Origin of the sequence: Saccharothrix syringae (assembly GCF_009498035.1) — a bacterium.
Classification (GTDB): Bacteria; Actinomycetota; Actinomycetes; order Mycobacteriales; family Pseudonocardiaceae; genus Actinosynnema; species Actinosynnema syringae.
Genome location: NZ_CP034550.1, coordinates 8,233,428 through 8,258,439, shown reverse-complemented (window position 1 = coordinate 8,258,439; position 25,012 = coordinate 8,233,428). Strand labels below are relative to the sequence as shown.

Below are 25,012 nucleotides of genomic sequence, written 5' to 3'. Positions count from 1 at the left end.
GGCTCACACCTCATGAAGAGCCTTCTCCTCGTCGGGGCCGCGCTCGCGGCCCTGCTCGTGGCCCCACCTGCCGCGGTGGCGCAGGACGCGGTGGCGCAGGACGCGGCGGCGCACGACCCGGCGGCGCACGACCCGGCCTGGCAGCTCAAGCCCACCGGCGTCGAGGCCCGGCTGCGCGGCCTGTCGGCGGTGAGCCCGCGGGTGGCGTGGGTCAGCGGCAGCCGGGGCACCGTGCTGCGCACCACCGACGGCGGCCGCACGTGGGACCCGGTCGCCCCGCCGGGCACCGCCGACCTCGACTTCCGCGACGTCGAGGCGTTCGACGCGCGCACCGCCGTGGTGCTGTCCATCGGGCCGGGGGAGAGCTCCCGCCTCTACCGCACCACCGACGGCGGCCGGACCTGGGCGTTGACCTTCCGCAACCCCGAGCCGGCCGCGTTCTACGACTGCGTGGCGTTCTTCGACCGCTTCCGCGGGCTGGCCGTGGGCGACCCGGTCGACGGCCGGTTCCGCGTGCTGACCACCCGCGACGGCGGCCGCTCCTGGCAGCGGGTGCCCGACGATGACCTGCCGCCCGCGCTGCCCGGTGAATTCGGCTTCGCGGCCAGCGGGCAGTGCCTGACCACGGCCGGGCCGCGGGACGCCTGGATCGCCACCGGCGGCGGCGAGCGGGCCCGCGTGCTGCACTCCGGCGACGGCGGCCGGCACTGGTCGGTGAGCGACACGCCGCTGTTCAGCTCCGCCTCGGCCGGGGTGTTCGCGGTGGCGTTCCGCACGCCCCGGCAGGGCGTCGCGGTCGGCGGCGACTACCTGGAGCCCGGCGGCGCGGCGGCCAACGTGGCGCTGACCAGGGACGCCGGCCGCACGTGGGGCGCGCCGGAGCGGGCACCGGCGGGTTACCGCTCGGGCGCGGCGTGGTGGGGGTCGGCGGTGCTGGCGGTCGGGCCGACGGGCAGCGACGTGAGCCGGGACGGCGGCCGGCGCTGGCAGCGGTTCGACGACGGCAGCTTCGACACCGTGGACTGCACGGGCACCTGCTGGGCTGCCGGCGAGAAGGGCCGCGTGGGGGTCCTGAGCAAGGGTTAGGCCATCCGACGAGAGCCCCGGGCCACTCGGTCCGGGGCTCTCGTCGGCCCCATTGACAAAACCAATTTTTACGTACAAGATGATTTTTGCGATGAGAGACGTCCTGTACCTGGAGCAGATCGAGCAGGCCGAGGCCCTGCTCAAGCCGCAGCGCATCGACGTGCTGCGGCAGTTGGCCGAGCCGCGTTCGTGCACCGAGGTGGCGGCCGCGCTCGACCAGACCCCGCAGCGGGTCTACTACCACGTGAAACGCCTGGTCGAGGCCGGTCTGGTGGTCCAGGTCGACCAGCGGCGGGTGCGCGGCATCACCGAGGGCGTCTACCAGGCGGGCGCCCGCTCCTACTGGCTCTCGCCCGGCCTGGTCGGCCGGCTCGGGCTGCGCCGCGCCCGGGACGAGCTGAGCCTGGGCCACCTGCTCGACCTGGTCGAACGGGTCCAGGCGGACATCGCGGACCTGGACCGCACCCGCCCCGAGCTGCCCTCGCTGGGCGTGTCGGGCGAGATCCGGCTGCGGCCCGAGCAGCGGCAGCAGTTCTTCGACGAGCTCAGGACGACTTTGCAGGACCTGTTCAGCCGCTACGGCGGCGCGGAGGGCGACGCCTTCCGGCTGGCCGTGGCCTGCTACCCGAACCACCAGGACCCGAACCACCAAGAGGGGAACAGCGATGAGTGAGACCGTGGTCCTCCGCGCCCGCGCCGGCGTGCCGCCGGAGCGCGTGCGCCGCGCCCTGACCGACCCGGCGGAGCTGACCGCCTGGCTGGCCGAGCACGCCGCCGTCGAGCTGCCCGACCGCTGGCAGTTCTGGGGGCGCTTCACCCCCGAGGGCGACGAGCCGCGCCAGGTGCTGCGGCACGCGGACGACGACTCGCTGCGCTTCACCTGGCACGTCGGCGGCGAGGACACCGAGGTCGGCGTGGAGTGGGCCGCCGGGGACGGCGGCACCGTGGTGACCGTCACGCAGAGCCACTTCCCGGGCTGGGAGGCGGCCGTCGCGGAGACCGGCGTGCTCGGCTGGCTCTACACCTACTGGACGCTGTCGCTGGCCAACCTCGTCGACCACGTCGAGGGCCGCCCGATCACCCAGCTGGTGGACTTCACCGCGGCGGAGATGCGCGGCGAGGTGGTCATCGGCGCCCCGGTCGAGGCCGTGGCGCGGTCGCTGGTCGACGCCGACGAGTACTCCACCTGGTTCGGCGCGCGCATCGACATCGAGGCGTGGGAGGGCGGCCGGGTCGCCATGGGCGGCCTCGACGCCAACCCGCACCCGGCGAAGGTGCTGGCCTACGAGCCGGGCAGGCGGATGGAGGTCGACTGGGGCGGCATGGTGTCGACCTGGGAGCTGGCCGGGTCCGGCGGCGGCACGCGGCTGACGTTCGTGCAGAGCGGCTTCGACGAGGGCCGGCCGCCGTACGGGGCGTGGGCGGGCTGGCTGTCCGGCGTGGCCGAGCTGCGCCGCTACCACGAGCTGGCCGGCTGGCGGCCGCTGTGGCTGCCGCCGGAGGTGCCCGGGCTGCCCGAGGACATGCTGGTCAGCCGGGCGTGACGCCCCCTCGTCGCGGGTGAATGGACCATTCACCCGCGACGGGGTGAGGGGATGGCGCCACGGGGTGCCGCGACGGGGTTAGGGTGCTCTGGTGGCCATCGCACGTGCCGAACGGCTCGTCAACCTGGTGCTGTGCCTGCTCTCCACCCGGCAGTACCTCACCGCCGAGCGCATCCGCGCCATCGTCCCCGGCTATGCCGACGCCGCGACGGACGAGGCGTTCTTCCGCATGTTCGAACGCGACAAGACCGAGCTCCGCGACCTGGGCGTGCCCCTGGAGACCGGCCGCAGCACGGCCTTCGACGCGGTCGACGGGTACCGCATCGCCCGCCGCGACTACGAGCTCGGCGACATCGACCTGGAGCCCGACGAGGCGGCCGCCGTGGCGCTGGCCGCCCGGCTGTGGGACTCGCCGCAGTTCACCGGCGCCGCGCACGGCGCGCTGATCAAGCTCCGCGCGGCGGGCGTGGACGTCGACCAGGACGTGACCGTCCCGGTCGAGCCGAAGGTCCGCACCAGCGAGCCGGCGTTCCCGCCGCTGCTGGCCGCGGTGCGCGAGGGGCGGGTGGCGGAGTTCGACTACCGCAAGTCCGCCTCGGTCGACGCCCAGCGGCGCACCGTCGAGCCGTGGGGCGTGGTGGCCTGGCGCGGCCGCTGGTACCTCGTGGGCCAGGACCGGGACCGCGACGCGCCCCGCTGCTTCCGGCTGTCCCGGATCGTGGGCGAGGTGCGCACCACCGGCAAGGCCGGGGCGGTGCGCCCGCCCGAGCAGGTCGACCTGCTGTCGTTCGTGGCCCGCAGCACGCCCGCGCCCGACGTGGCGCCCGCCACGGCCCGGCTGTGGGTGGCCAAGGGCCGCGGCCACGGCCTGCGCCGGCGGGCCCGCCTGGTCGGCGAGCAGGAGTTCGACGGCGAACCGGGCGACCTGCTGGAGGTGCAGTTGCGCTACCCCGACTCGGCCGCCACCTGGATCGCCGGGTTCGGCCCGGACGTGGTGGTGCTGGAACCGGACGTGCTGGCCAAGACCGTGCGGGAGAAGCTGCTGGGCGCGCTGCGCGGTGCGGGGGTGCGCCGGTGACCGCCTCCACCGACCGGCTGCCCCGGCTGCTCGCCCTGGTGCCGTACCTGCTGGCCCGCCCCGGCGTGCCGATCGACGAGGTCGCCGAGGACTTCGAGGTCACGCCCAAGCAGATCCGCAAGGACCTGGAGCTGCTGTGGATGTGCGGCCTGCCCGGCTACGGCCCCGGTGACCTGATCGACCTGTCGTTCGAGGGCGACACGGTCACCGTGACCTTCGACGCGGGCATGAGCCGCCCGCTGCGGCTCACCGCGGCCGAGGCGACCTCGCTGCTGGTGGCGCTGCGGGCGCTGGCCGACACCCCCGGCGTGGCCGACCAGGACGCGGTGCAGCGGGCCGCGGCCAAGATCGAGGCCGCGGTGGGCCAGGCGCAGCCCGCCGGCGTGGCCGTGGGCCTGGCCATGCGGGAGGCGCCGGAGACCGCGCGCGTGCGCGACGCGGTGTCCGAGGGCGTGCTGAGCAGGCGTGCGCTGCACCTGCGCTACTACACGCCGTCGCGCGACGAGATCACCGAACGGGTGGTCGACCCGATGCGGGTGCTGCTGGTGGAGGGCCGCAACTACCTGGAGGCGTGGTGCCGCGCGGCCGACGGCGTGCGCCTGTTCCGGCTGGACCGGATCGACGCGGTCGACGTGCTCGACGAGCCGGCGGCGCCGCCGCCGCACGCCACGCCCACCGACACCTCCGAGGGCCTGTTCCGGCCGGACCCGTCGCAGCGCACGGCCGTGCTGGTGCTGGAGCCGGACGCCCGCTGGGTGGCCGAGTACTACCCGACGGACGGCCTGGTCGAGCTGGACGGCGGCCGGGCGCGGGTGCTGATGCGCTACGCCGACACCGCCCGCATGGTGCGGCTGCTGCTCGGCCTCGGCGGCGAGGTGCACGTCGAGGAGCCGGCCGACCTCGTGGCCGAAGTCGCCCGCCAAGCGGACGCAGCGTTGCGCCGGGCGGATCACCTCCCGGCAACCTAGGCCCTATACGGTGGAGCCGTGCCGTACTTGCCGACCCTGGTCCTGATCGCCGTGGGTCTCGTCGCGCTCGTCGCGGTCGCGGTCCGGGTCATCCGATCCTTGCGCCGCTTCCGCGCCGCAAGCACCCTGGTGGGGAACAGGGTCGGCGACGGCGTCGGTCTGCTGCGGGCGCGGTTCGCCGCGCTCGGGGTGGCCCTCGTCGAGCGGCGTCCGGACCGAGCCCGCCAGGGCGAGCCCCGCGTACCATCGGTGGACCGGGGGAGACAGGAGGAACCCAGTGCCCAACCTCGGACCTACTGAGCTGATCATCATCGCCGTGGTGATCATCCTGCTGTTCGGCGCGAAGAAGCTGCCCGACATGGCGCGCTCCATCGGCCGCTCGGCGAAGATCCTCAAGGCGGAGACCAAGGGCCTGCGCACCGACGACGACCCGGCCGCCCAGCCGCCCGCCGCGCAGCCGGTCCAGCAACTCCCGGCCGCCCAGCCGGTCGTGCAGCAGCCCGTGGTGCAGCAGCCGGCCCAGCCGGTGGTGCAGCAGCCGGTCGTCCAGGACCCGGTGCCCCAGCAGCCCGCGGCCCAGCCGGTCGCGCAGCCCGTCCAGCAGCAGCCCGTCCAGCAGCCGGCCCAGCCCGTGCAGCCGGTCGCGCCGGACAAGCAGAACGCCAACTGACGAACAGCAGCACGAACTAGAGCCGAAGGACGGTCCGCACGGTGGGGGCAAGTCCGGTCCGGTGGTGGTCCCAGCGCCGGGAGCGCCGCAAGCTGACGAGCCGTCGGGGCAACCCCGACGGCACCATGTCGCTGAAAGACCACCTGTACGAACTGCGCAACAGGCTGGGCTGGGCGCTGGTCTTCATCGCCCTCGGCGCGATCTTCGGCTTCGTCTGGTGGGGCTGGAGCATCTTCGGCCTGCCCACCCTCGGCGAGATCGTCACCACCCCGTACTGCGCGATCCCGGAGACCCAGCGCCTCACCCAGGAGGGCCAGGGCTGCCAGCTGCTGCAGACCCAGCCGTTCGAGGTGTTCATGATCCGGCTGAAGGTCGGCACGGGCGTGGGCATGGCGCTGACCGCGCCGCTGTGGCTCTACCAGGTGTGGCGGTTCATCTCGCCGGGCCTGTACGCCAAGGAGCGGCGCTTCGCGCTGACCTTCGTGGCGTGCGCGTCGGTGCTGTTCGCGCTGGGCGCCACGCTGGCGTTCTACGTGGTGCCGCAGGGCCTGACCGTGCTGGTCGGCTTCGGTGACGGCCAGTTCATCACCGCGCTCACCGCGGGCGACTACGTCAGCTTCCTGCTGGCCCTGCTGCTGATCTTCGGGGTCAGCTTCGAGCTGCCCCTGATCGTGGTGATGCTCAACCGGGTCGGCGTGATCAGCTACGAGAAGCTGAACAAGTGGCGGCGCGGGATCATCTTCGCCCTGTTCATCTTCGCCGCGGTCGCGACGCCGGGCACCGACCCCATCTCGATGGTGGCGCTGGCGGTCGCGCTGACGCTGCTGTTCGAGCTGGCCATCCAGCTCGCCCGGGTGCACGACAAGCGGGCCGCCCGCAAGCGCGGCGAGCTGGGCTGGGACGACGTGCCCGACGACGAGGCGGCGCCGTTCGACTACACGCCCAGCCAGGTCGACGAGGTCGAGCCGGTGCCCGCGCCGACCGCGGAGCCGCAGCGGGTGCGGTACGACGACGCGACCTGATCTTCGCGGGACCGGCCCGCGGGCTGTTCCCGCGGGCCCGACCCGCCCGTAGGCTTGGCCGCCGTGACGACGTCGACGCGGGCCGCCCTGCTGGTGTGCCCGGCCTCGGGCAAGGGCAGGGCCGCGCGCGTGGCGGGCACCGTGGCGGCCCGGCTGCGCGAGGTGGTCGACCGCCTGGACCTGCACGTCGCCGACTCGGCCGGCGGTACCGCGGCGCTGGCGCGCCGGGCCGTCGACGACGGTGTCGACGTGCTGGTCGTGCTCGGCGGCGACGGTGGCGCCCACCTGGGCGTGCAGGCGTGCGCGGGCACGCCCACGGCGCTGGCGGTGGTGCCCGCGGGCACCGGGAACGACCTGGCCGGCGCGCTGGGCACCCGCTCGGTGGCCGACGTGGCGGCCGCGCTGCGCGACGGCGCCCGCCGCCCGCTGGACCTGGGGCGCGTGGACGGCGGGCCGTGGTTCGCCACCGTGCTGTGCGCGGGCTTCGACTCGGCGGTCAACGAGCGGGCGAACGCGATGCGGTGGCCCGCCGGGCCCCGGCGCTACGACCTGGCCATCCTGCGCGAGCTGGCCGCGCTGCGGCCCCGGCCGCTGGTGGTGGAGACCGAGGACCGGGTGGTGGAGCTGGACGCGCTGCTGGTCGCGGTCGGCAACACCACCAGCTACGGCGGCGGCATCCCGGTGTGCCCGGGCGCCTCGACCGCGGACGGGCTGTTCGACCTGACCGTGGTGGCCGCCGCGCCCCGGCGGACCCTGCTGCGGATGCTGCCCACGCTGCGCACCGGGCGGCACGTCGGGCACCCGGCGGTGCGGACCTTCCGGGCCCGCTCGGTGCGGCTGTCCGGGCCGTCCTGGGTGGCTTACGCCGACGGCGAACGGGTGGGCGGGGTGCCGCTGGGCGCGACGTGCGTGCCGGGCGCGTTGACCGCCGTCAGCGGTGCCTGCTGAGCACGTCGCGCTCCCGCCAGGCGGTCGGCGGCACGGTGGTGCCGCGGGCCAGCAGCCACGCCGAGACCGCCAGCACGCCCTCGGCGGCCTCGACCGGCGTGCCGTGGGCCGACTCCAGGGTCTCGATCTCGTGCCGCCCGCAGTCGCGGATCGCGTCGCAGCGGACCGACACCTCGCCGTCGACCAGCCACGGCGGCGGGGGTGAGACGACCAGGTCGCGGGGGTGGCGCGGCAGCGACAGGCGCACCTCGAAGATCAGCTCCTCGGTGTGGGCGCCGCCCGTGAGGCCCGCGTAGGGCGCGCCGGGCAGGTGGTCGAACGCGAGGCCGTCGTCGTGGCCACCCAGGTGGGCGGCCAGCCGTTCGACCAGGTCGGCCGCGGTGCTCAGCAGGTCCAGGACCGGCGCGACCTCGACGAGGTGGGGGAACACCCAGTGGAGGTCGCCGTCCCGCAGCGGAATCGGCGCCACGACCCGAGTGTGCCGCAAGATCCAGTTGCTTGTCACTACAACTTCAGTGTGGATCAAAATGACACCAGGGGGCGCCACGCGGATCTGGAAGGATTTTGTCGGTCCCATGTGACAGCCTGGAGAGGTGTCAAGCTCCTCCCGGTCACCGGCCGAACAGTACGCGGAATCCCGACGCCGCTCCGCCCGGCCCAAGCTGACCGACTTCCTCTCGGTGATCTCCTTCGAGCTCGACCCGTTCCAGCGGCGCGCGTGCGAGGCGCTGGAGGGCGGGCACGGCGTGCTGGTCTGCGCCCCGACGGGCGCGGGCAAGACCGTCGTCGGCGAGTTCGCCGTGCACCTGGCGCTGTCCGAGGGCCGCAAGTGCTTCTACACGACGCCGATCAAGGCGTTGTCGAACCAGAAGTACGCGGACCTGGTGGACCGGTACGGCCCGGAGCGGGTGGGCCTGCTGACCGGTGACACGTCGGTCAACGGCGACGCCCCGGTGGTGGTGATGACGACCGAGGTGCTGCGCAACATGCTGTACTCGGGGTCGTCGACGCTGAACGGCCTGGGCTACGTGGTGATGGACGAGATCCACTACCTGGCGGACCGGTTCCGCGGCCCGGTGTGGGAGGAGGTGATCCTGCACCTGCCGGAGTCGGTGCGGCTGGTGGGCCTGTCGGCGACGGTGAGCAACGCCGAGGAGTTCGGCGAGTGGCTGGTGGAGGTGCGGGGCGACACCACGGTGGTGGTGGACGAGCACCGGCCGGTGCCGCTGTGGCAGCACATGCTGGTGGGCAACCGGCTGATGGACCTGTTCGCGGGTGAGGGGCCGGACGGGCACAACCGGATCAACCCGCAGCTGCTGCGGCACGCGGAGGACCTGGCGCGCTACCACCTGCCGTGGAGCCGGGGCCGGTCGAACAAGGACCGGGGTCGGGGCGGCGCGCCGCGGTCGACGGGGTTCAAGCCGCCGTCGCGGGTGGACGTGGTGCAGCGGTTGGACGCGGCGGGGTTGCTGCCGGCGATCGACTTCGTGTTCAGCCGGGCGGGGTGCGACGCGGCGGTGCAGCAGTGCGTGCGCGCGGGGTTGCGGTTGAACTCGAACGACGAGGTGGGGGAGATCCGCGACGTCATCGAGGAGAAGACGCGGGACCTGCCGCAGGGTGACCTGATGGTGCTGGGTTACTGGGAGTGGCGGGAGGCGTTGGAGCGGGGCATCGCCAGCCACCACGCGGGGTTGCTGCCGGCGTTCAAGGAGACCGTGGAGGAGCTGTTCGTCCGCGGCCTGGTGAAGGTCGTGTTCGCGACGGAGACGTTGGCGCTGGGCATCAACATGCCGGCGCGGACGGTGCTGCTGGAGAAGCTGGTCAAGTACAACGGCGAGGCGCACGTCGACCTGACGCCGGGTGAGTACACGCAGCTCACGGGTCGGGCGGGGCGGCGCGGCATCGACGTCGAGGGCCACGCGGTGGTGGTGTGGCAGCCGGGGGTGGACCCGAAGGCGGTGGCGGGCCTGGCGTCGACGCGCACGTACCCGCTGCGGTCGTCGTTCCGGCCGGGTTACAACATGGCGGTGAACCTGGTGCACCAGGTGGGTGCGGCGGCGGCGCGGGAGCTGCTGGAGCAGTCGTTCGCGCAGTTCCAGGCGGACCGGTCGGTGGTGGGGTCGGCGCGGCGGATCGAGCGGAACCGGGAGGCGCTGGGCGGTTACGCGGAGGCGATGAGCTGCCACCTGGGTGATTTCTCGGAGTACGCGTCGCTGCGGCGCCGGGTCGCGGACCGGGAGAAGGCGCTGGCCAGGCAGAACACGTCGGCGAAGCGGGCGGAGGCGGCGGCGTCGCTGGAGCGGTTGCGCAAGGGCGACGTGATCGCGGTGCCGTCGGGTCGGCGGTCGGGGTTGGCGGTGGTGATCGACCCGGGGCTGGAGCCGCTGGGCGAGGCGCGGCCGCTGGTGGTGACCGAGGACCGGTGGGCGGGCCGGTTGTCGTCGGCGGACTTCCCGGTGCCGGTGGAGGTGCTGGGCCGGTTGAAGCTGCCGCGGCAGGTGGACACGCGGTCGCCGCGGTCGCGGCGGGACCTGGCCTCGACGTTGCGCAACACCGGGATCGTGGCGCCGGCGGTGCGCAGGCGGCGGTCGACGGCGGACGACGACGCGGAGCTGGCGACGTTGCGGCGGGCGTTGCGGGCGCACCCGTGCCACGGGTGCGAGAAGCGGGAGGACCACGCGCGGTGGGGTGAGCGGTACTACCGGTTGCTGGCCGAGACGGAGCAGTTGGAGCGCAAGGTCGCGGCGACGACGCACTCGTTGGCGCGCGAGTTCGACCGGATCCGGGGGTTGCTGCGGGAGCGGGGTTACCTGCACGCGGAGGAGGGCGGGCCGGGCGAGGAGGTCACCGAGCACGGCAGGCGGTTGACCCGGATCTACAGCGAGTCGGACCTGCTGGCGGCGGAGTGCCTGCGGCACGGGGTGTGGCGCGGGCTGGAGCCGGCGGAGCTGGCGGCGGTGGTGTCGGCGCTGGTGTACGAGGCGCGGCGGGACGGTCCGCTGGAGACGCGGTTGCCGCCGGGGCGGGTGTCGGACGCGATGATGGCGACGGCGCGGTTGTGGGCGGAGCTGGAGGACGACGAGCGCAGGCACCGGTTGGACCGGACGCGGCAGCCCGACCCGGGGTTCGCGTGGCCGGTGTACCGGTGGGCGCGGGGCGAGTCGCTGGAGAAGGTGCTGTCGTCGGCCGAGGAGAACGGCAACGAGCTGGGCGCGGGCGACTTCGTGCGCTGGTGCCGGCAGGTGATCGACTTCCTGGACCAGATCCGGGACGTGGTCGGCGGTGGCGACCCGGTGGGTGCGGCCGCCCGGAAGGCGGTCGAGGCGTTGCGCCGCGGGGTGGTGGCGATGGCCACCGTTTGACATAGCTTTGCGGGGTGGGTGGGTGACGTCCCCGCACCTGTGGTTTGATCGCGCCCGCAAGCCTTGATTTCCTTCACGACCGTCGGAGGCCGAGCATGACCAGTCCGTACGGACCGTCCGGAGGGAACGACCCGCAGCCGCAGTGGGGGCAGCAGCCCTACGGCGGTGGGTACCCCGGCACGCCGTCGGGTGGTTTCCCCGCTCAGCAGCCCAACCCCTACGGGCAGCCGGACCCGGGTCAGCAGCAGCAGTGGGGGCAGCAGCAGCCTTACCCGCAGCAGTACCCGGGCGGGTACGACCCGAACCCGCAGTCGAACCCGTACGGGCAGCCGGGGCAGCCCGGTCAGCCTGGTCAGCCGGGGCAGTTCGGGCAGCCTGGTCAGCCGGGTCAGCCGGGTCAGTTCGGTGGGCAGTACCCGCAGCAGCAGTGGGGGCAGCCGGGGCAGTACGGGCAGCCCGGGCCGGCGCCGAAGAAGAAGTCCGGCGCGGTGGTGTGGGTGGTCGTCGGGCTGGTCGTGCTGGTGGTCGCGGCCGTCGGCATCACCGGGTTCGTGACGCCGGGGTTCTTCAAGAAGAAGGTCTTCGACAACACGGCCGTGCAGCAGGGTGTCGTGGACATCCTGAAGAACGACTACAAGATCTCCGACGTCGAGGGCGCGACGTGCCCGGCCGACCGCGAGGTGAAGACCGGCACCACGTTCGAGTGCACCGTGAAGATCGGTGGCGAGGACAAGAAGGTGAAGATCACGGTGAAGACCGACGACGGTGAGTACGAGGTGGGCCAGCCCGCTGGCTGATCGGCTGTTCGTCGGTCTCTGTTGTCGGTTCGCCGGGTCCGGCCGCTCGCCGGTTGGTCACTTCGCCGGTTCGCTCGTTCTTCGGTTCGGTCGCTCGCTCGTTCGCTCGCCGCCGATTTTGCTCCTCCGCCGGTGTCGTTCCTCCGCCGGTTTCGCTGGTTCACTTCGTCGCCGGAGCCACCCCTTCGCCTGGCCGAGGGGGTGGCTCTTCGCTTGCCGGCACATCCGGCACCTCTCCCCACCCGGCAAATCTCACATCCTCCGACGCTGAAAGTCGTTAGCCGTGCTTGCGATCCCGGGAGAGGATGCGACCGTGACCGACCACGACATCCGCGTGCTGGACGACTCGCAGTACCGCGCCGCGCACACCCTGTTCCGGGGCACCCTGCACCACCCTCCCGCACCCGACGAGATGTGGAAGTTCGTGCGGGGCTCCTACGAACCGGGCCGGACGCTGGGCGCGTTCGTCGACGACGAGATGGTCGGCACCGTGCAGGCGTTCCCGTCGCGGATGGCCGTGCCGGGTGGTGCGGTCGTGCCGCACGCCGCGGTGTCCCGGGTCGGTGTGCGCGCGGACTGGACGCGCCGCGGCGTGCTCAGCGCGCTCCAGCGGGCGCAACTGCGGTCGTTCGCCGAGTCCGGTGACGTGGTCGCGTCCCTGCGCGCGTCGGAGTCGGCGATCTACGGCCGCTACGGCTACGGGACGGCGACCCGCTACCGGTTCTGGAAGGTCGACCGCCGGCGGGCCGCGCCGAGGTCGCGGATCGCCGGCCGGGTGCGGTTGGTCGACGGCGAGGCGGGCGAGCAGGTCGCGCGGGCGCTGTTCGAGGAGCTGTCGCCGGGCCGCGCGGGCACCATCGCGCGGTGGCCCGGGTGGTGGGACGTGAACATCCGCAGGCGGGCGGCCGAGGAGAACTTCAAGGTCGCGGTGCGCTCCCCGGGAGCCGGCGCCCCCGACGACGGCTACCTGATGTACAAGGTGACACCGGGCGCGCACGGCTCGTCGGAGGACAAGCCGACCACGCTGGAAGTGCTCGACCTGTGGGCGCGCACCCCCGAGGCGTGGGCCGACCTGTGGCTGTTCGCGCTGGGCGTGGACCTGGTGGGCCGCATCACCGCCCTCGGCCGTCCGCTGGACGAGCCCCTGCCGTGGCTGCTGGGCGATCCCCGGGCGTGCGAGGTCACCGCCGAGGAGGACGAGACCTGGCTGCGCCTGGTGGACGTGCCGGCCGCCCTGGGCGCCCGCACCTACCGCGAGGGCGCCCCCGTGGTGCTCGGCGTGCGCGACGCGTACCTGCCGGAGAACACGGCCTCGTACCGCGTGTCCGCCGACGGGGTGAGCAGGGTGCCGGACGCGCCCGAGCTGGTGCTGGACGTGGACGTCCTGGCAGCCGCCTACCTCGGCGACGTGTCGTTCTCCACCCTGGCCACCACCCGGCGGCTGGACGTGGTGGAGGCGGGGGCGTTGGCGCGGGCGGACGCGCTGTTCGCGGTGACCGAGATCCCTTGGTGCGGCAGCTACTTCTGACGGCCGTGACGAGGACCGACGGCCGGTCTCGGGGCCGTTGGGCGGTGCGAGGGCCGGCGGCCGGTTCCGGGGCTGGTGCCGGGCCCGCGGCTTGACGGCCGGGCTGGCGGGGCGATCCGGCAGGAGCAAGTCGGGCTTGGTCCGGTGGGCGGGTCACGCGCGCTCTGGCGCGCAGGCCAGGTGCGGTGTGACCGGGTGGGCCCAAGCGTGATCGCGGCCCCTGGCCGGATAGGGCGCGGCTGAGCGGGCGTCGGCTGCTCGGGGTTCGGGTCAGCGGCGCTCCAGCGCGGCCACCAGCCTGGGCACGGAACTGCCCAGGCCCCACCGCCTGGTCAACTCGGCCACGCGATCGGGGTCGACCGGCGCCGCGGGGACCTCGTCCGAACGGTCGAGCACGACCTCGGCGTCGGTGGCCACGTTGACCACCGTCGGGGCGGCGGCCAGGTAGTCCTGGGCGTTGAGCAGCGCGGTGCGGGCTCGGGTGGTGAGCTTGCGGTCGCGGCCGTCGTGGACGGCGGTCAGGACGGCTTCCAGGGAGCCGAACTCGCTGATCAGCTTCGCGGCCGTCTTCTCGCCGATGCCCGCGACGCCCGGCAGGCCGTCCGACGGGTCGCCGCGCAGGACGGCCATCCCGGCGTAGGCCCGGCCGGCGTCGGTGACGGGCAGCGCGTACTTCGCGGCCAGCTCCTCCGGGCCGATCAGCTCGGCCTTGGCCCAGCCCCGGCCCAGGTAGAGCACGCGTACCGGGGTCGGCTCGTCGCGGACCACCTGGAACAGGTCGCGGTCGCCGGTGATGACCTCCACCGGGTCTTCGGTCTCGCGGGCCGCCAGGGTGCCGATGACGTCGTCCGCCTCGTAGCCCTCGGCCTCGGCGGTGGCGATGCCCAGGGCGTCCAGCACGTCGAGGATGATCGGGATCTGCGGGGTGAGGGTGTCGGGTACTTCTTCCTCGCCGTCGGGGGCGTCCTGGGCCACTCGGTGCGCCTTGTACGAGGGCAGGGCGGCCACTCGGAACTCCGGGCGCCAGTCCGCGTCCAGGCACGCCACCAGGCGGCTCGCCTTGCGGTCGGTGATGACCTTGGCGATCGTGTCGACGAAGCCGCGCACCGCGTTCACCGGGGTGCCGTCGGGGGCTGTCATCGACTCCGGCAGCGCGTAGAACGCCCGGAAGTACAGGCTGGCGGCGTCCATCAGGACCAGCGGGGTGCTCACGGTCGTGAGCTTGCCAGAGACCACCGACAGGTGGGGGGTCCCGGGGGGCGGCTGTGGACAACTGCTCTGGGCTGGCTGGTGGTGACCGGTGGCTGGGGGCGGTGACCGGTGGCTGGGGCGGTGACCGGTGGCTGGGGGCTGGTGGTGGCCGGTGCTGGCTGGCGGTGGCCGGCCGGTGGCGATCGGCTGCGGTGGCTGTTGGCGGGTGGGGGTGTCGGCGTGTGGGGCTGCCGGGCGGGTGGGGAAGCAGGGGATCGCGGGCGAAGGGTGGGTGTGCGGTGCGGGTGTGCGGTGGGTGGGTGTTGGCCCGGCTCGGGGGGTTGGTCGCGCTCCTCATGCTCAACCGATGATCGGTAACGCCGTTTCCGTACATTTTCGGGCGATGATCACCCGATCGAGTGTCCCGCCTGCCGCCTCGGAACCCCCGGAGCAGGAAAAGCGCGGTGAACCGGCGGCGACCGCAGGATCAGCGGAACACCGCGCGAAGCCGACAGCGCACCGCGAACCCCACCCGCCGACAAGGTATCCCCGAACCCCGACAACGACCACTCGAACCACCACCCGCCCACCCACCCGCTCAGTCGTCCGGTGGCAGGACGTGCGGCTGGTCGGGGGGCTCCGCCGCCCTTGATCCGACTAGGCTGCCGAACATGTCGACCACTGCTGGGCCCGTCGACGTGGACGCCCTCCGCGCCCGACTCGACCGGGCCACCGCCGCCGCCTCCACCGCGGGCCTGGACGCCCTGCTCATCGCCCCCGGCTCGGACCTGCGCTACCTCATCGGCGCGGGCGGCGCGTCGTTCGAGCGGTTGACGTGCCTCGTGCTGCCGGTCGGCGGCACCCCGCTGCTGGTCGTCCCGAAGCTGGAGCACCCCGGCTACGCCGACGTCCCCACCGACGCGCTCGGCGTGGACGTCGCGACCTGGGTGGACGGCGAGGACCCGTACGCCCTGGTCAAGAAGGCGCTCAAGGGCACCCGCCACGCCGTGTCCGACATGATGCCCGCCCTGCACAACCTCCGGCTCAAGGACGTCGTCGGCGGCGAGCAGGTGCTCGCCGGGCCGGTGCTGCGCGAGCTGCGCATGCGCAAGGACGCCGCCGAGGTCGCGGCGCTGCGCAAGGCCGGCGCGGCGATCGACCGGGTCCACGCCCGCATGGCCGAGTGGCTGCGCCCCGGCCGCACCGAGCGCGAGGTGGGCGCCGACATCGCCGCGGCGATCGTGGCCGAGGGGCACGTGCTCGCCGAGTTCGTCATCGTCGGCTCCGGGCCGAACGGCGCTTCGCCGCACCACGACGTCTCCGACCGCGTCATCGAGCACGGCGACGTGGTGGTGGTCGACATCGGCGGTCCCGTCGCGGAGGGCTACAACTCCGACTCCACCCGCACCTACGCGGTCGGGGAACCCCGGGAGCCCGACGTGTGGGAGACCTACGCCGTGCTCCAGGCCGCGCAGCGGGCCGCCGTCGAGGCCGTGCGGCCCGGGGTCACCTGCGCCGCCGTCGACGCCGCGGCGCGCGAGGTCATCGCCGCCGCCGGGTTCGGCGACCGCTTCGTCCACCGCACGGGCCACGGCATCGGCCTGGACGTGCACGAGGAGCCCTACATCGTCGACGGCAACGACCTGCCGCTGGAGCCGGGCATGGCGTTCAGCGTCGAACCCGGCATCTACCTGCCGGGGCGGTGGGGCGCGCGGATCGAGGACATCGTGATCGCCACCGCCGACGGCGCGGAGAGCGTCAACAACCGGCCGCACGAGCTGGTGGTGCTGCCGGCGTGACGAACCTGGAGCCGACGGACCGGGCGATCCTGCGCGAGCTGGCCGCCGACGGCCGGTGCAGCTTCACCGACCTCGCCGAGCGGGTCGGGCTGAGCGTGTCGGCCGTGCACCAGCGGGTGCGGCGGCTGGAGCAGCGGGGGGTCGTGCGCGGGTACGCCGCGCGGCTCGACGGCGACGAGATCGGCCTGCCGCTGACCGCGTTCATCTCGCTGACCCCGATCGACCCGGCGGCTCCGGACGACTACCCCAAGCGGCTGGAGCACCTGCCGCAGATCGAGGCGTGCTACTCGGTCGCGGGCGACGCGTCCTACCTGCTGCGGGTGCGGGTCGCGTCGCCGACGGGGCTGGAGGAGCTGCTGCGGCAGATCCGCGAGGCCGCGCACGTCTCGACCCGCACCACGGTGGTGCTGTCCACGCCGTACGAGGACCGGCCGCCGGCGGTGTGAGGCCGTGCGGCGGGAGCCTCCGCGACGGGCGGTGAGCCGCGCGACGGGTGGGAGCCTCCGCACAACGGGCTGGCAGGTCCGCAAAACGGGCGGTAGACCCGTACAACGGGGCGCCTACAGCGGATCGCCGGGCACGGCGTCGTAGGCGCGCCGCACCTCCGCGCAGTCCGCGGCGAACCGCGCGCCGTCGATCCCGGACACGGCCACCACGCCGATCGAGCTGGCCAGGAACGCGCCGCGGTAGCGGCCCACGTCGGCCAGGCGCACCACCTCGCGCCGGGACGGCAGCGCGCGTTCCAGCAACCGCATGGCGGTGCCGTGCAGCCAGTCGGCCTCCGGCCACACCACCCCGTCGTCGTCCAGGAACCCGATGTTGGCGGTGGCGCCCTCCACCACCACGCCGTCCCGGGTGGTGAGCAGGGCGTCGTCGAACCCGGCGTCCCGGGCCAGCCGCGCGTGGTGGAGCTGCCCGAACCCGCCGACGTGCTTCACGTGCGGCAGCGGGCGGGTGTAGTCCACCGACCGCAGCCGCCGGGGCGTCCCGGGCGGCGCGGTGGGCGGGCGCACCGCCACCAGCACCGACGGCTCGTCCAGGCCGAACACCGTCACGCGCACCGCCGCGTCGCGCACCCCGCCCAGCGCCCGGCGCACCAGCTCGCGCACCCGCCCGCCGGGCAGGCCCGCGCCGTACAGCTCGCGGTGGGCCGCGTCGAGCCGCCGCAGGTGCAGGTCCAGGCCCTTGACCCGCCGGTCGCGCACCTGCATGGCGGTGAAGTGCCCGTAGTTGGCCAGCAGGCCGCGCGCGAGCAGCTCGGGGGTGGCGGGCCCGCCGTCGATCTCGACGTTCAGCACGGCGCAGACGGTAGCGCGGCCGGATCCGAGGGTCGCGCGTCGTTGCCGCCGGCCGCCCGCCGCGGGGAAGGTGGGCGGTGTGGAGCGCGAGGTGCTGGTCGTCGGGTACGAGGGGGCGACGCTGACCGACATCGCCGGCCCGCTGGACGTGTTCACCGGCGCCGGCCGGGTGTGCGGCGGCTACCGGGTGCGACTGGCGGCGGTCGGCGGCGGGTTCGCCGTCGACGGGGGGCCGCGGCTGGAGGCCGAGGACCTGCGGGAGGTGTCCGGAGGGGTGGACACGCTCCTGGTGGTCGGCGGTTTCGGCTACGCCGCCGCCGCGCGCGACGCCGAGCTGCTGGCGCACCTGCGGCGGCTGGCGGCGGGCGCCGGGCGGGTCGCGGGGGTGTGCACCGGCGCGTTCGTGCTCGCCGCCGCCGGCCTGCTCGACGGTGCCCGCGCCACCACGCACTGGGCCTACTGCGACCGGCTGGCCGCCGAGCACCCCGCCGTGGAGGTGGTGCCCGACGCGATCTACGTGCGGCACGGGCGGGTGGCCACCTCCGCCGGGGTCACCGCGGGCATCGACCTGGCGCTGGCCCTGGTGGAGCACGACCACGGCGCCGCCCTGGCCCGGCTGGTGGCCCGCTGGATGGTGGTGTTCCTCCAGCGGCCCGGCGGCCAGTCGCAGTTCAGCGTGCGGGCCCGGGTGCCGCCGGTGCGCGAGCCGGGGCTGCGCGCCGTGCTCGACGCCGTCGCCGACGACCCGGCGGCCGACTGGACCGTCACCGCGATGGCCCGCCGCGCCGCCCTGAGCCCCCGGCACCTCGCCCGCGTGTTCCCGCTGCGCGTCGGCACCTCGCCGGCCCGCTACGTGGAGCGGGCGCGGGTCGAGGCGGCCGCCGGTGCGCTGGAGCGGGGCGACGAGGGGCTGGACGTGGTGGCGAAGAGGAGCGGTTTCGGCTCGGCGGAGACCATGCGCCGGGCGTTCCTGCGGGTGCTCGGCGTGCCGCCGGGCGCGTACCGCGACAGGTTCCGCACCACCGGTGCGGCACAGGAGGGGTGAAGTGGACGTCGTCTTCGTGCTCTACCCGGGCATGACAGCCCTGGACCTGGTCGGGCCCTACGAGGTGCTGGCCCCGCAACCCGAGGTGACCGCGCGCTTCGCGGCCGCCACGCCCGACCCGGTGCGCTGCGACGCCGGCCTGGTGCTCGCGCCCACCACCACCTTCGACGAGGTCGACCGCGCCGACGTGCTCGTGGTGCCCGGCAGCGGCCGGTGGGGCGAGGTGCTGGACGCGGACGTGGTCGCGCCGTGGCTGCGGCGCGTGCACCCGACCGCGACCTGGACGACCTCGGTGTGCAGCGGCTCGACGCTGCTGGCGAGCGCCGGCATCCTCGACGGCCGCCCGGCCACCACGCACTGGGCGGTGCGCGACGAGCTGGCCGCGCTGGGCGCCGAGGTCCGCACCGACCGGGTCGTCGTCGACGGGTCCGTGATCACCGCCGCCGGGGTGTCCGCCGGCATCGACATGGCGCTCACCCTGGTCGGGCTGCTGTGGGGCGACGACCGGGCCCGGTTCACCCAGCTCCTGCTGGAGTACGACCCCCGGCCGCCCCACCGGGCCGGGTCGCCCGAGACGGCCCCGCCCGCGCTGGTGGAGCGGGGCCGCCACCTGATGCGGCGGCGCTGACCGGGGCGCGGCGGGGTCCGCGCGGACCCCGCCGCGCCCGACCGCGCCGACCGGACCGCCTGCGACCCGCCTGCCGTCACAACGCGGCCGGCAGGTCGAACAGCGCGAACCGGTCCGACCCGAACGTGATCACCTCGCTGATCGCGTCCCCCTCGACCCGCAGCACGTCCAGCGACATCGGCTCGAACCGCTCGTGACCGGGCTTGCGCACGTAGTTGGCCACGGCCGGCTGCCGGTTCGCCCGCGTCTCCAGCGCCCTCCACTCGCCGACCGCGTCCGGGCCCGCCATCACCGGCGCCCACATGCCCACCAGCAGGTCCCGCCCCCGGTACCACTCGGGCAGCGGCGGCATGGTCCACGTGGCGTCCTCGCGCAGCGCGGCCGCCAACCTCGCCATGTCGCAGCTCTCGGTGGCCTCGACGAACTCGCGCACCACCGCCCGCTCCCGCGGGTTCGGCTCGCCGGACCACTCGGCCCGCCGCCTCGGCAGGTGCCTGCGCAGGGTCGTGCGGGCCCGGTGCAGCGCGCTGTTCACCGCGGGCACCGTCTCGTCCAGCAGCGCCGCGGTCTCGCTCGCGGGCCACCCCAGCACGTCCCGCAGCACCAGCACCGCCCGCTGCCTGCCCGGCAGGTGCTGCACCGCGGCCAGGAACGCCAGCTCGATCGTCTCCCGGGCCACCACCTCCGGCTCGACCTGGTCGAGCAGCGAGTCCGGGAACGGCTGCAGCCACGGCAGCTCGGCCGACGGCATCTCCGCGACCGGGGTGCGCGCCGGTCGGCGGTCGATCACGTCCAGGCACGCGTTGGTCGCGATCCGGTAGAGCCACGCCCGGAACGACGAGCGCCCCCGGAACGTGCCCCGCGACCGCCACGCCCTGAGCAGCGTCTCCTGCACCAGGTCCTCGGCCTCGTCGAACGAGCCGAGCATCCGGTAGCAGTGCACCCGCAACCCGTGCCGGTGCTCCTCGGCCTCGCGCTCGAAGTCCACCTCGCCCATCGCCACCCCTCCGGTCCCGCCGCGACGTGCCGGGCGCACGTCGTACGAACATGTGACGGGACCGGGCCGCGAAACTGTTCGGTCCCGGGGCGCGGGTCGCGTGCCGTGGTCGACCGGGTGCGTGCCGTGGCCGGCGTCGGCCGAACAGCCGCGTCGGGTGTGACAACGGCGGTCAACCGGCGGTTTCCCCTACGCCCCGGCGCGTCCGTGGCGTAGTTTCTGCCCGCCACCTGCTGTTGCCCGGTGGACCTCGTCGTCCGTTCCGCAAGGGTGGTGAGCCTGTGGACCTCGGTGCCCCGCACGGAATCCGGTTCCGCTTCGAGGCGGGGCTGTTGCGCGCCGTCCTGCTCGACGTGCACCGCAAACCGCCGATCCCGGCGACCGAGCAGCTGACCGGCCCGCACGGCGGCACCCGCGACCTGCTGGTCGACGAGACCCGCGACGGGCACGTGCGCGCGGTGCTGCGGCAGCGCTTCGACCTGCCCGCGCCCGCCCGCTGGCGGCTCGCGGTCGGCGCGCCCGGCACCGCGACCGGCGACGGCGTGGTGTTCGACCTGCCCGGCTCGGTGCGGCTGCTGGTGTCCGGTTCGGCGGCGTGCGCGCCGGAGGACGGCGGGGCGTGCGCCGAGCTGCCCGCGGGCCGGTCCGAGCTGACCGTGGAGGTCACCAGCGAACCGGTGTTCGACGTCGGCGACGCGGTCGTGGTGTGCCGCCCGGACCAGGCCCTCGCGGCCGCCGTCGTGCTCTCCTGCCTGCCCGGGGACCGGTTCGCGCCCGTGCTCGTGCTCCGGCCGGCCGACGGCTCCGGGCACCGGCGCGACGCGCTGGTCGCCGAGCTGCTGGCCGCGACCGGCGTGCGCCGGGCGGTGCTGCTCACCGACGACACCTCCGGCGACACCCCCGGCGGCGCCCCCGCCGCCCCGCCCGAACAGGTGCGCCTCGCCGACCTGCCCGAACACCTGCGCCTGGCCGCCGACCCCACCGGGCTGACCGAACGCGCGTGGGGGCTGCTGCGCGGCGGCGAACCCGACCGCGTGCTGGAGGTCCCGCCCGACACCGACCCGGTGGCAGCCCTGTTCACCGCCCTGCGCACCGGCGCGGCGCTGCGCGTGGCCGACGGCGCGCCGCCCCCGACCCCCGACCAGCCCGAGTCCGACGAGGCCGTGCTGGTCGAGCGCACCGGCGACGCCGACGACCTGGTCGCCGCCCTCTACGCCCACCACCGCGGCGCCCGCCTGGTCGTCACCCCGCGCCCCGACCTGGCCGAGGTCGCGCGCGTGGTGGCCGAGGAGCAGGACCGGGTCACCGCCGCGGCCGGCGCGATCGGCGACGCGGTCAAGGGCATCGGGTTCGTCGAGGCGCTGTGGCGCTACCTGTCCACCGGCGGCCACGACCCGTACGCGGCGGTGGAGGCCGTGGTGACCGCGCAGGTGCCCGCCGAGGCCGTCGACGCGGTCGGCGACCGCAGGCTCACCGCGTTCACCACCGGCCTGCCCTACCCGTTCGTGCGCACCGAGGGGGCGAACTGGGCGCGCAAGCCCATCGGGCACGTCGTGGCCGACCCGCTGCTGGTGGTGCTCACCGAGCTGCACCGGGCGGGCGTGGCGCGCGAGCCCGGCGCGTTCAGCCTGGTGTTCGACTCCGGCGCGTTCCGCGAGCTGCCCGAGACCACCGCCTCGCTCGGCCACCACACCCACTCGATCGTGTTGTCCGAAGCGGACGCGTCGGTCGCCGCGCTGCGCGCCCTGGTCGTCGACCTGCCGGTCGAGCTGGTGTTCTTCAACAGCCACGACGCCGACCACGCCGTCGTGCTGGGCGGCGAGCGGCTGGACGGGGAGGACCTGCCGCTGACCCTGCGACACCGCCCGATCGTGTTCAACAACTCGTGCCGGCCGTGGACCGACCTGGGGCGCGAGTTCGTGCGGGCCGGCGCCCGCGGCTACATCGGCACGCTGTGGGCCATCCCGCCCAACCTCGCCGCCGGGTTCGCCCGCACCGCGGTCCGCCGGCTGACCGCCGAGGAGGTGCCCGCCGCGCACGCCGTGGTCAACACCGGCACCCCCGGCGGCATCGAGCGGTCCTACCTGTACGCGGGCACGGTCAACGGCCGGCTCGACGAGTGGCGCGACCGGTCCACCACCGACGCCGAGGCCGCGCTGACCGCCTGCGGGCTGCTGGCCGCCGCCGCCCGCGCCCACGCCGACGGGCCGCTGGGCCGCGTGCTGCACCGGGAGCTGCGCGCGTTGCGCGCGGTCGCCGAGGCGGGCCGCGCCACCGACACCCCCGCCTACGCCGACGTGCTGCTGGCCGAGCTGGCGCTGGAGGACGACGACGCGCGCGCCGCGGCGCTGGTCGAGCGCATCGACGCGCTGCTGCCCGACCTGGAGGACGCCGACCGGCGGTGGGCGGTCCGGTACGCGCTGACCGGGGCCCGGGCCGAGCGGCGCGGCGACCGCGCCGCCGCCCTGGCCGACTACGAACGGAGCGCGGGCCGGGGCGAGGCGTGCCCCGACCGCGCCGACGTGCTGCTGCGGATGGCGGGGTTGCTGATGGGCGAGGACCGGACCGACGAGGCCAGGCGGGCGGCGCTGGACGCGCACGACGAGTACCGCGCGACCGGGGACCGCGCCGGTCTGCTGGAATCGGTCACCGTGCTCACCGACATCGGCGACGACGACCCCGACACAGCCCTGCGCCGCGCCGCCGAGGGCCACGACCTGGCCGAGGAGCTGGGCGACCGGGCCCGGCAGGCGGCGTTCAAGCTCGACGAGTGCGGACGCCGCCGCGCCGCCGGCGACCTGGACGGCGCGGTCGAGGCCGGCGCGGCCGCCGTCGAGCTGTTCCGCGACTCCGACGACGGGCCCGGCGAGCTGGCCGCGCTGCGCCTGCTCGGCGCGTGCCACCGCGAGCGCGGCGAGCCGGAGACCGCGCGGCACTGCGCCGCGGTCGGCCTGGCCCTCGCCGAGCGGCTGGGCGCGGCCGCCGAGGTCGCCTCGTTCCACGACGACCTCGGCGGCGTGCTCACCGCCCAGGGCGAGCACGCCGAGGCCCTGGAGCACTACCGGCACGCGGTGGAGAAGCTGGTCGCCACCGGCGCCTGGGAGCGCGGCGCCGAGCTGCTGCCGCACCTGGCCGTCGGCGCGGTGCGCGCGGGCGACCCCGAGGCCCTGTGGACCGCGGCCCTGTGCGGCGGCCTGATCTGCGAGGTCGCCCCGCGCCGGGTGTGGGCGTCGCTGGTGCCGCTGGTCGTCGACTCGATGAAGCGGGCCATCGAGACCGGGCCGCGGCAGCTCACCCAGCGCGGCATGACCGACTTCGCCAGCGCGGTCACCGCGGGCCGGCGCGAGGAGATGCCCGTCCAGGTGGGCATGCTCGCCGACGTCGTGGTGGTGCTGCTGGCGTGGCTGATGGACCGGGTCGACCGGGGCGTCCTCGGGCTCGCCCGCGAGCTGGACCGCGGCACCGGCGGCGTGCTCGACATGGTCGCCTACGTGTCCGTGCCCCACGCCGAGCGCGTCCGGCCTACCAGTGGCGGCCGGGGCTGAGGTCGTCCGCCTCCGGCCGGGACAGGTGCAGCACCCGGTAGCGCACCTCCTCGTCGGGGGTCTCGTCCCGCCACAGCGTGAAGCGCACCAGCTCCCACCGGCTCGGGTCGACCGCCAGCGCGGTGGCGTGCACGCCGGGGTCGCGGGCGTGGTCGCGCAGCTCCGCGAGCGCCCGCTCCACGACCTCGCCGGCGTCGGCGTCGGCCGGCACGCGCTCCACCCGGCGGGTCGCGGCGGTCGCGGTGCCCGCCGGGCCGCGCTCGAAGCCCGCGCCGACCCAGTGCCGCACCACCGGGCGGCCGAAGTCGTTGCTCAGGCCCCGGAAGTACGGGCCCCACAGGAACGCGTTCATGCCCTCCACCGCGCGCCACGCGTAGAACGGCGCGTACTGGTTGACCGGCGAGCCGTCGACGCCGCGCTCCCGCGCGCAATAAGCCTTGAAGCCCAGGCCCGGGAAGTCGTCGGTGGCCGAGCCCCTGGTGGCGACGCGGCGGTGGATGACCGCCATGTCGTAGTCGGCGGGCAGCGTGATCTCGTACTGCATGAGGTGCATCAGTTCCCCCTGTAGGCGGCGGCGGTGCGCGGGTAGAGCTCCCGGTAGGCGGGCAGGTGGCCCCACGGCGTGGTCACCGACGCGGCGCCGAGCAGGGCGTGCACGAGCGCGCGGGCGAAGACCGCCCTGGCCGCGTCGGCCACGGCCCGCGGGTCGGCGTCGCGGGTGCCGGTGGCGGCGGCGAACGCGGTGTCGCCGTCGGTGAGGCCGTGCGCGGGGCGGACGGCCAGCGCGAGGCCGTCCTGGGCGGCGGCGGCCAGCGGGTACGGGTGCGGCAGGCGGGCGTTCGTGGCCACCACGCCGATGACGGTGTTGAACGGCTGGGCGTGACCCGGCACGGCGCGGGCCGCGTCGAGGTCGTCGCCCCGCGCTCCGGGGAACTCGCCCGGCAGGCCCAGGTGCGCGGCGAACGGCAGCCCGGTGCCCGCGTCCACCGACGGGCCCACCGCGTTGAGCGCGGCGACGGCGCCCACGACCACCCCGCCGGGCAGCCGCGCGCTCGCCGTGCCCAGACCGCCCTTCAGGGTGGCGTTGAGCGCGCCCGTGCCCGCGCCGACGTTGCCCGACGCCACCTCCGGGCCCGCGGCGCGCACCGCCTCGGCGCCCTCCGCGGCACCGGGCCGGGCGGAGAAGTCGCCGCCGCGGCCGAGGTCGAACAGGGCCGCGGCGGGCACGAAGCCGCCCAGCTCGTCGGCGGCGCCCCCCGCCGCCGCCAGCCCGTAGGCGCTGCCGCCGGTCAGCACGACCCCGCGCACCTCGCGGCCGCCGTGGCGGGCGTCGAGCGCGGCCGTGTCCCGCGTCGCCGGGCCGCCGCCGCGCACGTCCACCGCGGCCCGCGTGCCCGGCGGGAACAGCACCGCGGTGACCCCGGTCAGCGCGCCGCCGCCGATCCGCGTGGCGTGCCCGACCAGCACACCCGGCACGTCGGTGATCGCGTTGCGCACGGACCGATC

The 25,012-nt window shown here is 75.0% G+C and carries 23 protein-coding genes; 17 read left to right on the top strand and 6 right to left on the bottom strand.

Annotated features, from left to right (window positions below; all coding sequences use genetic code 11):
- The first annotated feature begins 12 nt into the window (after positions 1-12).
- The 9 genes from EKG83_RS34200 to EKG83_RS34160 all read left to right on the top strand — a co-directional run bounded on the left by EKG83_RS34200 (position 13) and on the right by EKG83_RS34160 (position 7,316).
- Positions 13-1,086 carry a WD40/YVTN/BNR-like repeat-containing protein gene (locus tag EKG83_RS34200; RefSeq protein ID WP_033433000.1) on the top strand — a complete coding sequence of 358 codons (1,074 nt, stop codon included), beginning with the start codon at positions 13-15 and terminating at the stop codon, positions 1,084-1,086.
- Between the two features lie 91 nt (positions 1,087-1,177).
- Positions 1,178-1,759 carry an ArsR/SmtB family transcription factor gene (locus EKG83_RS34195; protein ID WP_033432999.1) on the top strand — a complete coding sequence of 194 codons (582 nt, stop codon included), beginning with the start codon at positions 1,178-1,180 and terminating at the stop codon, positions 1,757-1,759.
- Positions 1,752-2,630 carry an SRPBCC family protein gene (locus EKG83_RS34190; protein ID WP_033432998.1) on the top strand — a complete coding sequence of 293 codons (879 nt, stop codon included), beginning with the start codon at positions 1,752-1,754 and terminating at the stop codon, positions 2,628-2,630. The genes EKG83_RS34195 and EKG83_RS34190 overlap by 8 nt, the downstream gene beginning before the upstream one ends.
- Before the next feature lie 91 nt (positions 2,631-2,721).
- Positions 2,722-3,708 carry a helix-turn-helix transcriptional regulator gene (locus EKG83_RS34185; RefSeq protein WP_033432997.1) on the top strand — a complete coding sequence of 329 codons (987 nt, stop codon included), beginning with the start codon at positions 2,722-2,724 and terminating at the stop codon, positions 3,706-3,708.
- On the top strand, positions 3,705-4,676 hold the full coding sequence (locus EKG83_RS34180; RefSeq protein WP_033432996.1) for a helix-turn-helix transcriptional regulator: 972 nt from the start codon (positions 3,705-3,707) through the stop codon (positions 4,674-4,676). Before EKG83_RS34185 ends, EKG83_RS34180 begins: the two co-directional genes overlap by 4 nt.
- Positions 4,677-4,694: 18 nt before the next feature.
- On the top strand, positions 4,695-4,976 hold the full coding sequence (locus EKG83_RS34175) for a bacteriophage holin (RefSeq protein WP_063741394.1): 282 nt from the start codon (positions 4,695-4,697) through the stop codon (positions 4,974-4,976).
- Positions 4,954-5,346, top strand: a complete 393-nt coding sequence (gene tatA, locus EKG83_RS34170; RefSeq protein ID WP_033432995.1) for a Sec-independent protein translocase subunit TatA — start codon at positions 4,954-4,956, stop codon at positions 5,344-5,346. Before EKG83_RS34175 ends, tatA begins: the two co-directional genes overlap by 23 nt.
- A gap of 41 nt (positions 5,347-5,387) precedes the next feature.
- Positions 5,388-6,368 (top strand): twin-arginine translocase subunit TatC, encoded by a 981-nt coding sequence (gene tatC / locus EKG83_RS34165; protein WP_033432994.1) that lies wholly within the window; start codon positions 5,388-5,390, stop codon positions 6,366-6,368.
- A gap of 63 nt (positions 6,369-6,431) precedes the next feature.
- Positions 6,432-7,316, top strand: coding sequence for a diacylglycerol/lipid kinase family protein (locus EKG83_RS34160; RefSeq protein WP_033433054.1), 885 nt, complete (start codon positions 6,432-6,434; stop codon positions 7,314-7,316).
- Here the strand turns inward: EKG83_RS34160 and EKG83_RS34155 are convergent.
- Positions 7,300-7,785, bottom strand: coding sequence for a hypothetical protein (locus EKG83_RS34155; protein ID WP_033432993.1), 486 nt, complete (start codon positions 7,783-7,785; stop codon positions 7,300-7,302). The genes EKG83_RS34160 and EKG83_RS34155 overlap by 17 nt on opposite strands.
- A gap of 124 nt (positions 7,786-7,909) precedes the next feature.
- Between EKG83_RS34155 and EKG83_RS34150 the strand changes: the two genes are divergently transcribed.
- The 3 genes from EKG83_RS34150 (at position 7,910) to EKG83_RS34140 (ending at position 13,003) form a co-directional block, all read left to right on the top strand.
- Positions 7,910-10,678, top strand: a complete 2,769-nt coding sequence (locus EKG83_RS34150) for a DEAD/DEAH box helicase (RefSeq protein ID WP_033432992.1) — start codon at positions 7,910-7,912, stop codon at positions 10,676-10,678.
- 95 nt (positions 10,679-10,773) lie between these two features.
- Positions 10,774-11,475 (top strand): DUF4333 domain-containing protein, encoded by a 702-nt coding sequence (locus tag EKG83_RS34145; RefSeq protein WP_033432991.1) that lies wholly within the window; start codon positions 10,774-10,776, stop codon positions 11,473-11,475.
- A gap of 313 nt (positions 11,476-11,788) precedes the next feature.
- Positions 11,789-13,003: a GNAT family N-acetyltransferase gene (locus tag EKG83_RS34140; RefSeq protein ID WP_033432990.1), complete on the top strand. Its 1,215-nt coding sequence runs from the start codon at positions 11,789-11,791 to the stop codon at positions 13,001-13,003.
- Positions 13,004-13,273: 270 nt separating this feature from the next.
- On the opposite strand, the gene EKG83_RS34135 is transcribed toward EKG83_RS34140, so the two are convergent.
- On the bottom strand, positions 13,274-14,215 hold the full coding sequence (locus EKG83_RS34135; protein ID WP_033432989.1) for a 5'-3' exonuclease: 942 nt from the start codon (positions 14,213-14,215) through the stop codon (positions 13,274-13,276).
- 650 nt (positions 14,216-14,865) lie between these two features.
- Here EKG83_RS34135 and EKG83_RS34130 point away from each other — a divergent pair.
- Both EKG83_RS34130 and EKG83_RS34125 read left to right on the top strand, forming a co-directional pair.
- Positions 14,866-15,993 carry a M24 family metallopeptidase gene (locus EKG83_RS34130; RefSeq protein ID WP_033432988.1) on the top strand — a complete coding sequence of 376 codons (1,128 nt, stop codon included), beginning with the start codon at positions 14,866-14,868 and terminating at the stop codon, positions 15,991-15,993.
- Positions 15,990-16,439 (top strand): Lrp/AsnC family transcriptional regulator, encoded by a 450-nt coding sequence (locus tag EKG83_RS34125; protein ID WP_194282957.1) that lies wholly within the window; start codon positions 15,990-15,992, stop codon positions 16,437-16,439. The genes EKG83_RS34130 and EKG83_RS34125 overlap by 4 nt, the downstream gene beginning before the upstream one ends.
- 114 nt (positions 16,440-16,553) lie before the next feature.
- Here EKG83_RS34125 and EKG83_RS34120 read toward each other — a convergent pair whose 3' ends face one another.
- Entirely contained in the window at positions 16,554-17,291 is a 738-nt protein-coding gene (locus EKG83_RS34120; protein ID WP_033432987.1) for an aminotransferase class IV, read from the bottom strand.
- A gap of 79 nt (positions 17,292-17,370) precedes the next feature.
- Here EKG83_RS34120 and EKG83_RS34115 point away from each other — a divergent pair, with 79 nt between their 5' ends.
- Together EKG83_RS34115 and EKG83_RS34110 are read left to right on the top strand one after the other, a co-directional pair.
- Positions 17,371-18,336, top strand: coding sequence for a GlxA family transcriptional regulator (locus EKG83_RS34115; RefSeq protein WP_033432986.1), 966 nt, complete (start codon positions 17,371-17,373; stop codon positions 18,334-18,336).
- 1 nt (position 18,337) lies between these two features.
- Positions 18,338-18,964 (top strand): DJ-1/PfpI family protein, encoded by a 627-nt coding sequence (locus tag EKG83_RS34110; protein ID WP_033432985.1) that lies wholly within the window; start codon positions 18,338-18,340, stop codon positions 18,962-18,964.
- A 76-nt stretch (positions 18,965-19,040) separates the two neighbouring features.
- Here the strand turns inward: EKG83_RS34110 and EKG83_RS34105 are convergent, their stop codons facing one another.
- Positions 19,041-19,961: an RNA polymerase subunit sigma-70 gene (locus EKG83_RS34105; RefSeq protein ID WP_033433052.1), complete on the bottom strand. Its 921-nt coding sequence runs from the start codon at positions 19,959-19,961 to the stop codon at positions 19,041-19,043.
- 281 nt (positions 19,962-20,242) lie between these two features.
- On the opposite strand from EKG83_RS34105, the gene EKG83_RS34100 reads away from it, so the two are divergent.
- Positions 20,243-23,506 carry a tetratricopeptide repeat protein gene (locus tag EKG83_RS34100; RefSeq protein WP_033432984.1) on the top strand — a complete coding sequence of 1,088 codons (3,264 nt, stop codon included), beginning with the start codon at positions 20,243-20,245 and terminating at the stop codon, positions 23,504-23,506.
- Here EKG83_RS34100 and EKG83_RS34095 read toward each other — a convergent pair.
- Positions 23,484-24,059 carry a DUF4865 family protein gene (locus EKG83_RS34095; protein WP_033432983.1) on the bottom strand — a complete coding sequence of 192 codons (576 nt, stop codon included), beginning with the start codon at positions 24,057-24,059 and terminating at the stop codon, positions 23,484-23,486. The genes EKG83_RS34100 and EKG83_RS34095 overlap by 23 nt on opposite strands.
- Positions 24,059-25,003: a P1 family peptidase gene (locus tag EKG83_RS34090; protein ID WP_033432982.1), complete on the bottom strand. Its 945-nt coding sequence runs from the start codon at positions 25,001-25,003 to the stop codon at positions 24,059-24,061. Before EKG83_RS34090 ends, EKG83_RS34095 begins: the two co-directional genes overlap by 1 nt.
- Positions 25,004-25,012: the final 9 nt, after the last annotated feature.

Bases quoted from the DNA above. Each gene is read 5' to 3' on its own strand.
- EKG83_RS34200 (WP_033433000.1), top strand. From the start codon at position 13: ATGAAGAGCCTTCTCCTCGTCGGGGCCGCGCTCGCGGCCCTGCTCGTG.
- EKG83_RS34195 (WP_033432999.1), top strand. From the start codon at position 1,178: ATGAGAGACGTCCTGTACCTGGAGCAGATCGAGCAGGCCGAGGCCCTG.
- EKG83_RS34190 (WP_033432998.1), top strand. From the start codon at position 1,752: ATGAGTGAGACCGTGGTCCTCCGCGCCCGCGCCGGCGTGCCGCCGGAG.
- EKG83_RS34145 (WP_033432991.1), top strand. From the start codon at position 10,774: ATGACCAGTCCGTACGGACCGTCCGGAGGGAACGACCCGCAGCCGCAG.
- EKG83_RS34130 (WP_033432988.1), top strand. From the start codon at position 14,866: ATGTCGACCACTGCTGGGCCCGTCGACGTGGACGCCCTCCGCGCCCGA.
- EKG83_RS34105 (WP_033433052.1), bottom strand. From the start codon at position 19,961: ATGGGCGAGGTGGACTTCGAGCGCGAGGCCGAGGAGCACCGGCACGGG.
- EKG83_RS34095 (WP_033432983.1), bottom strand. From the start codon at position 24,059: ATGCACCTCATGCAGTACGAGATCACGCTGCCCGCCGACTACGACATG.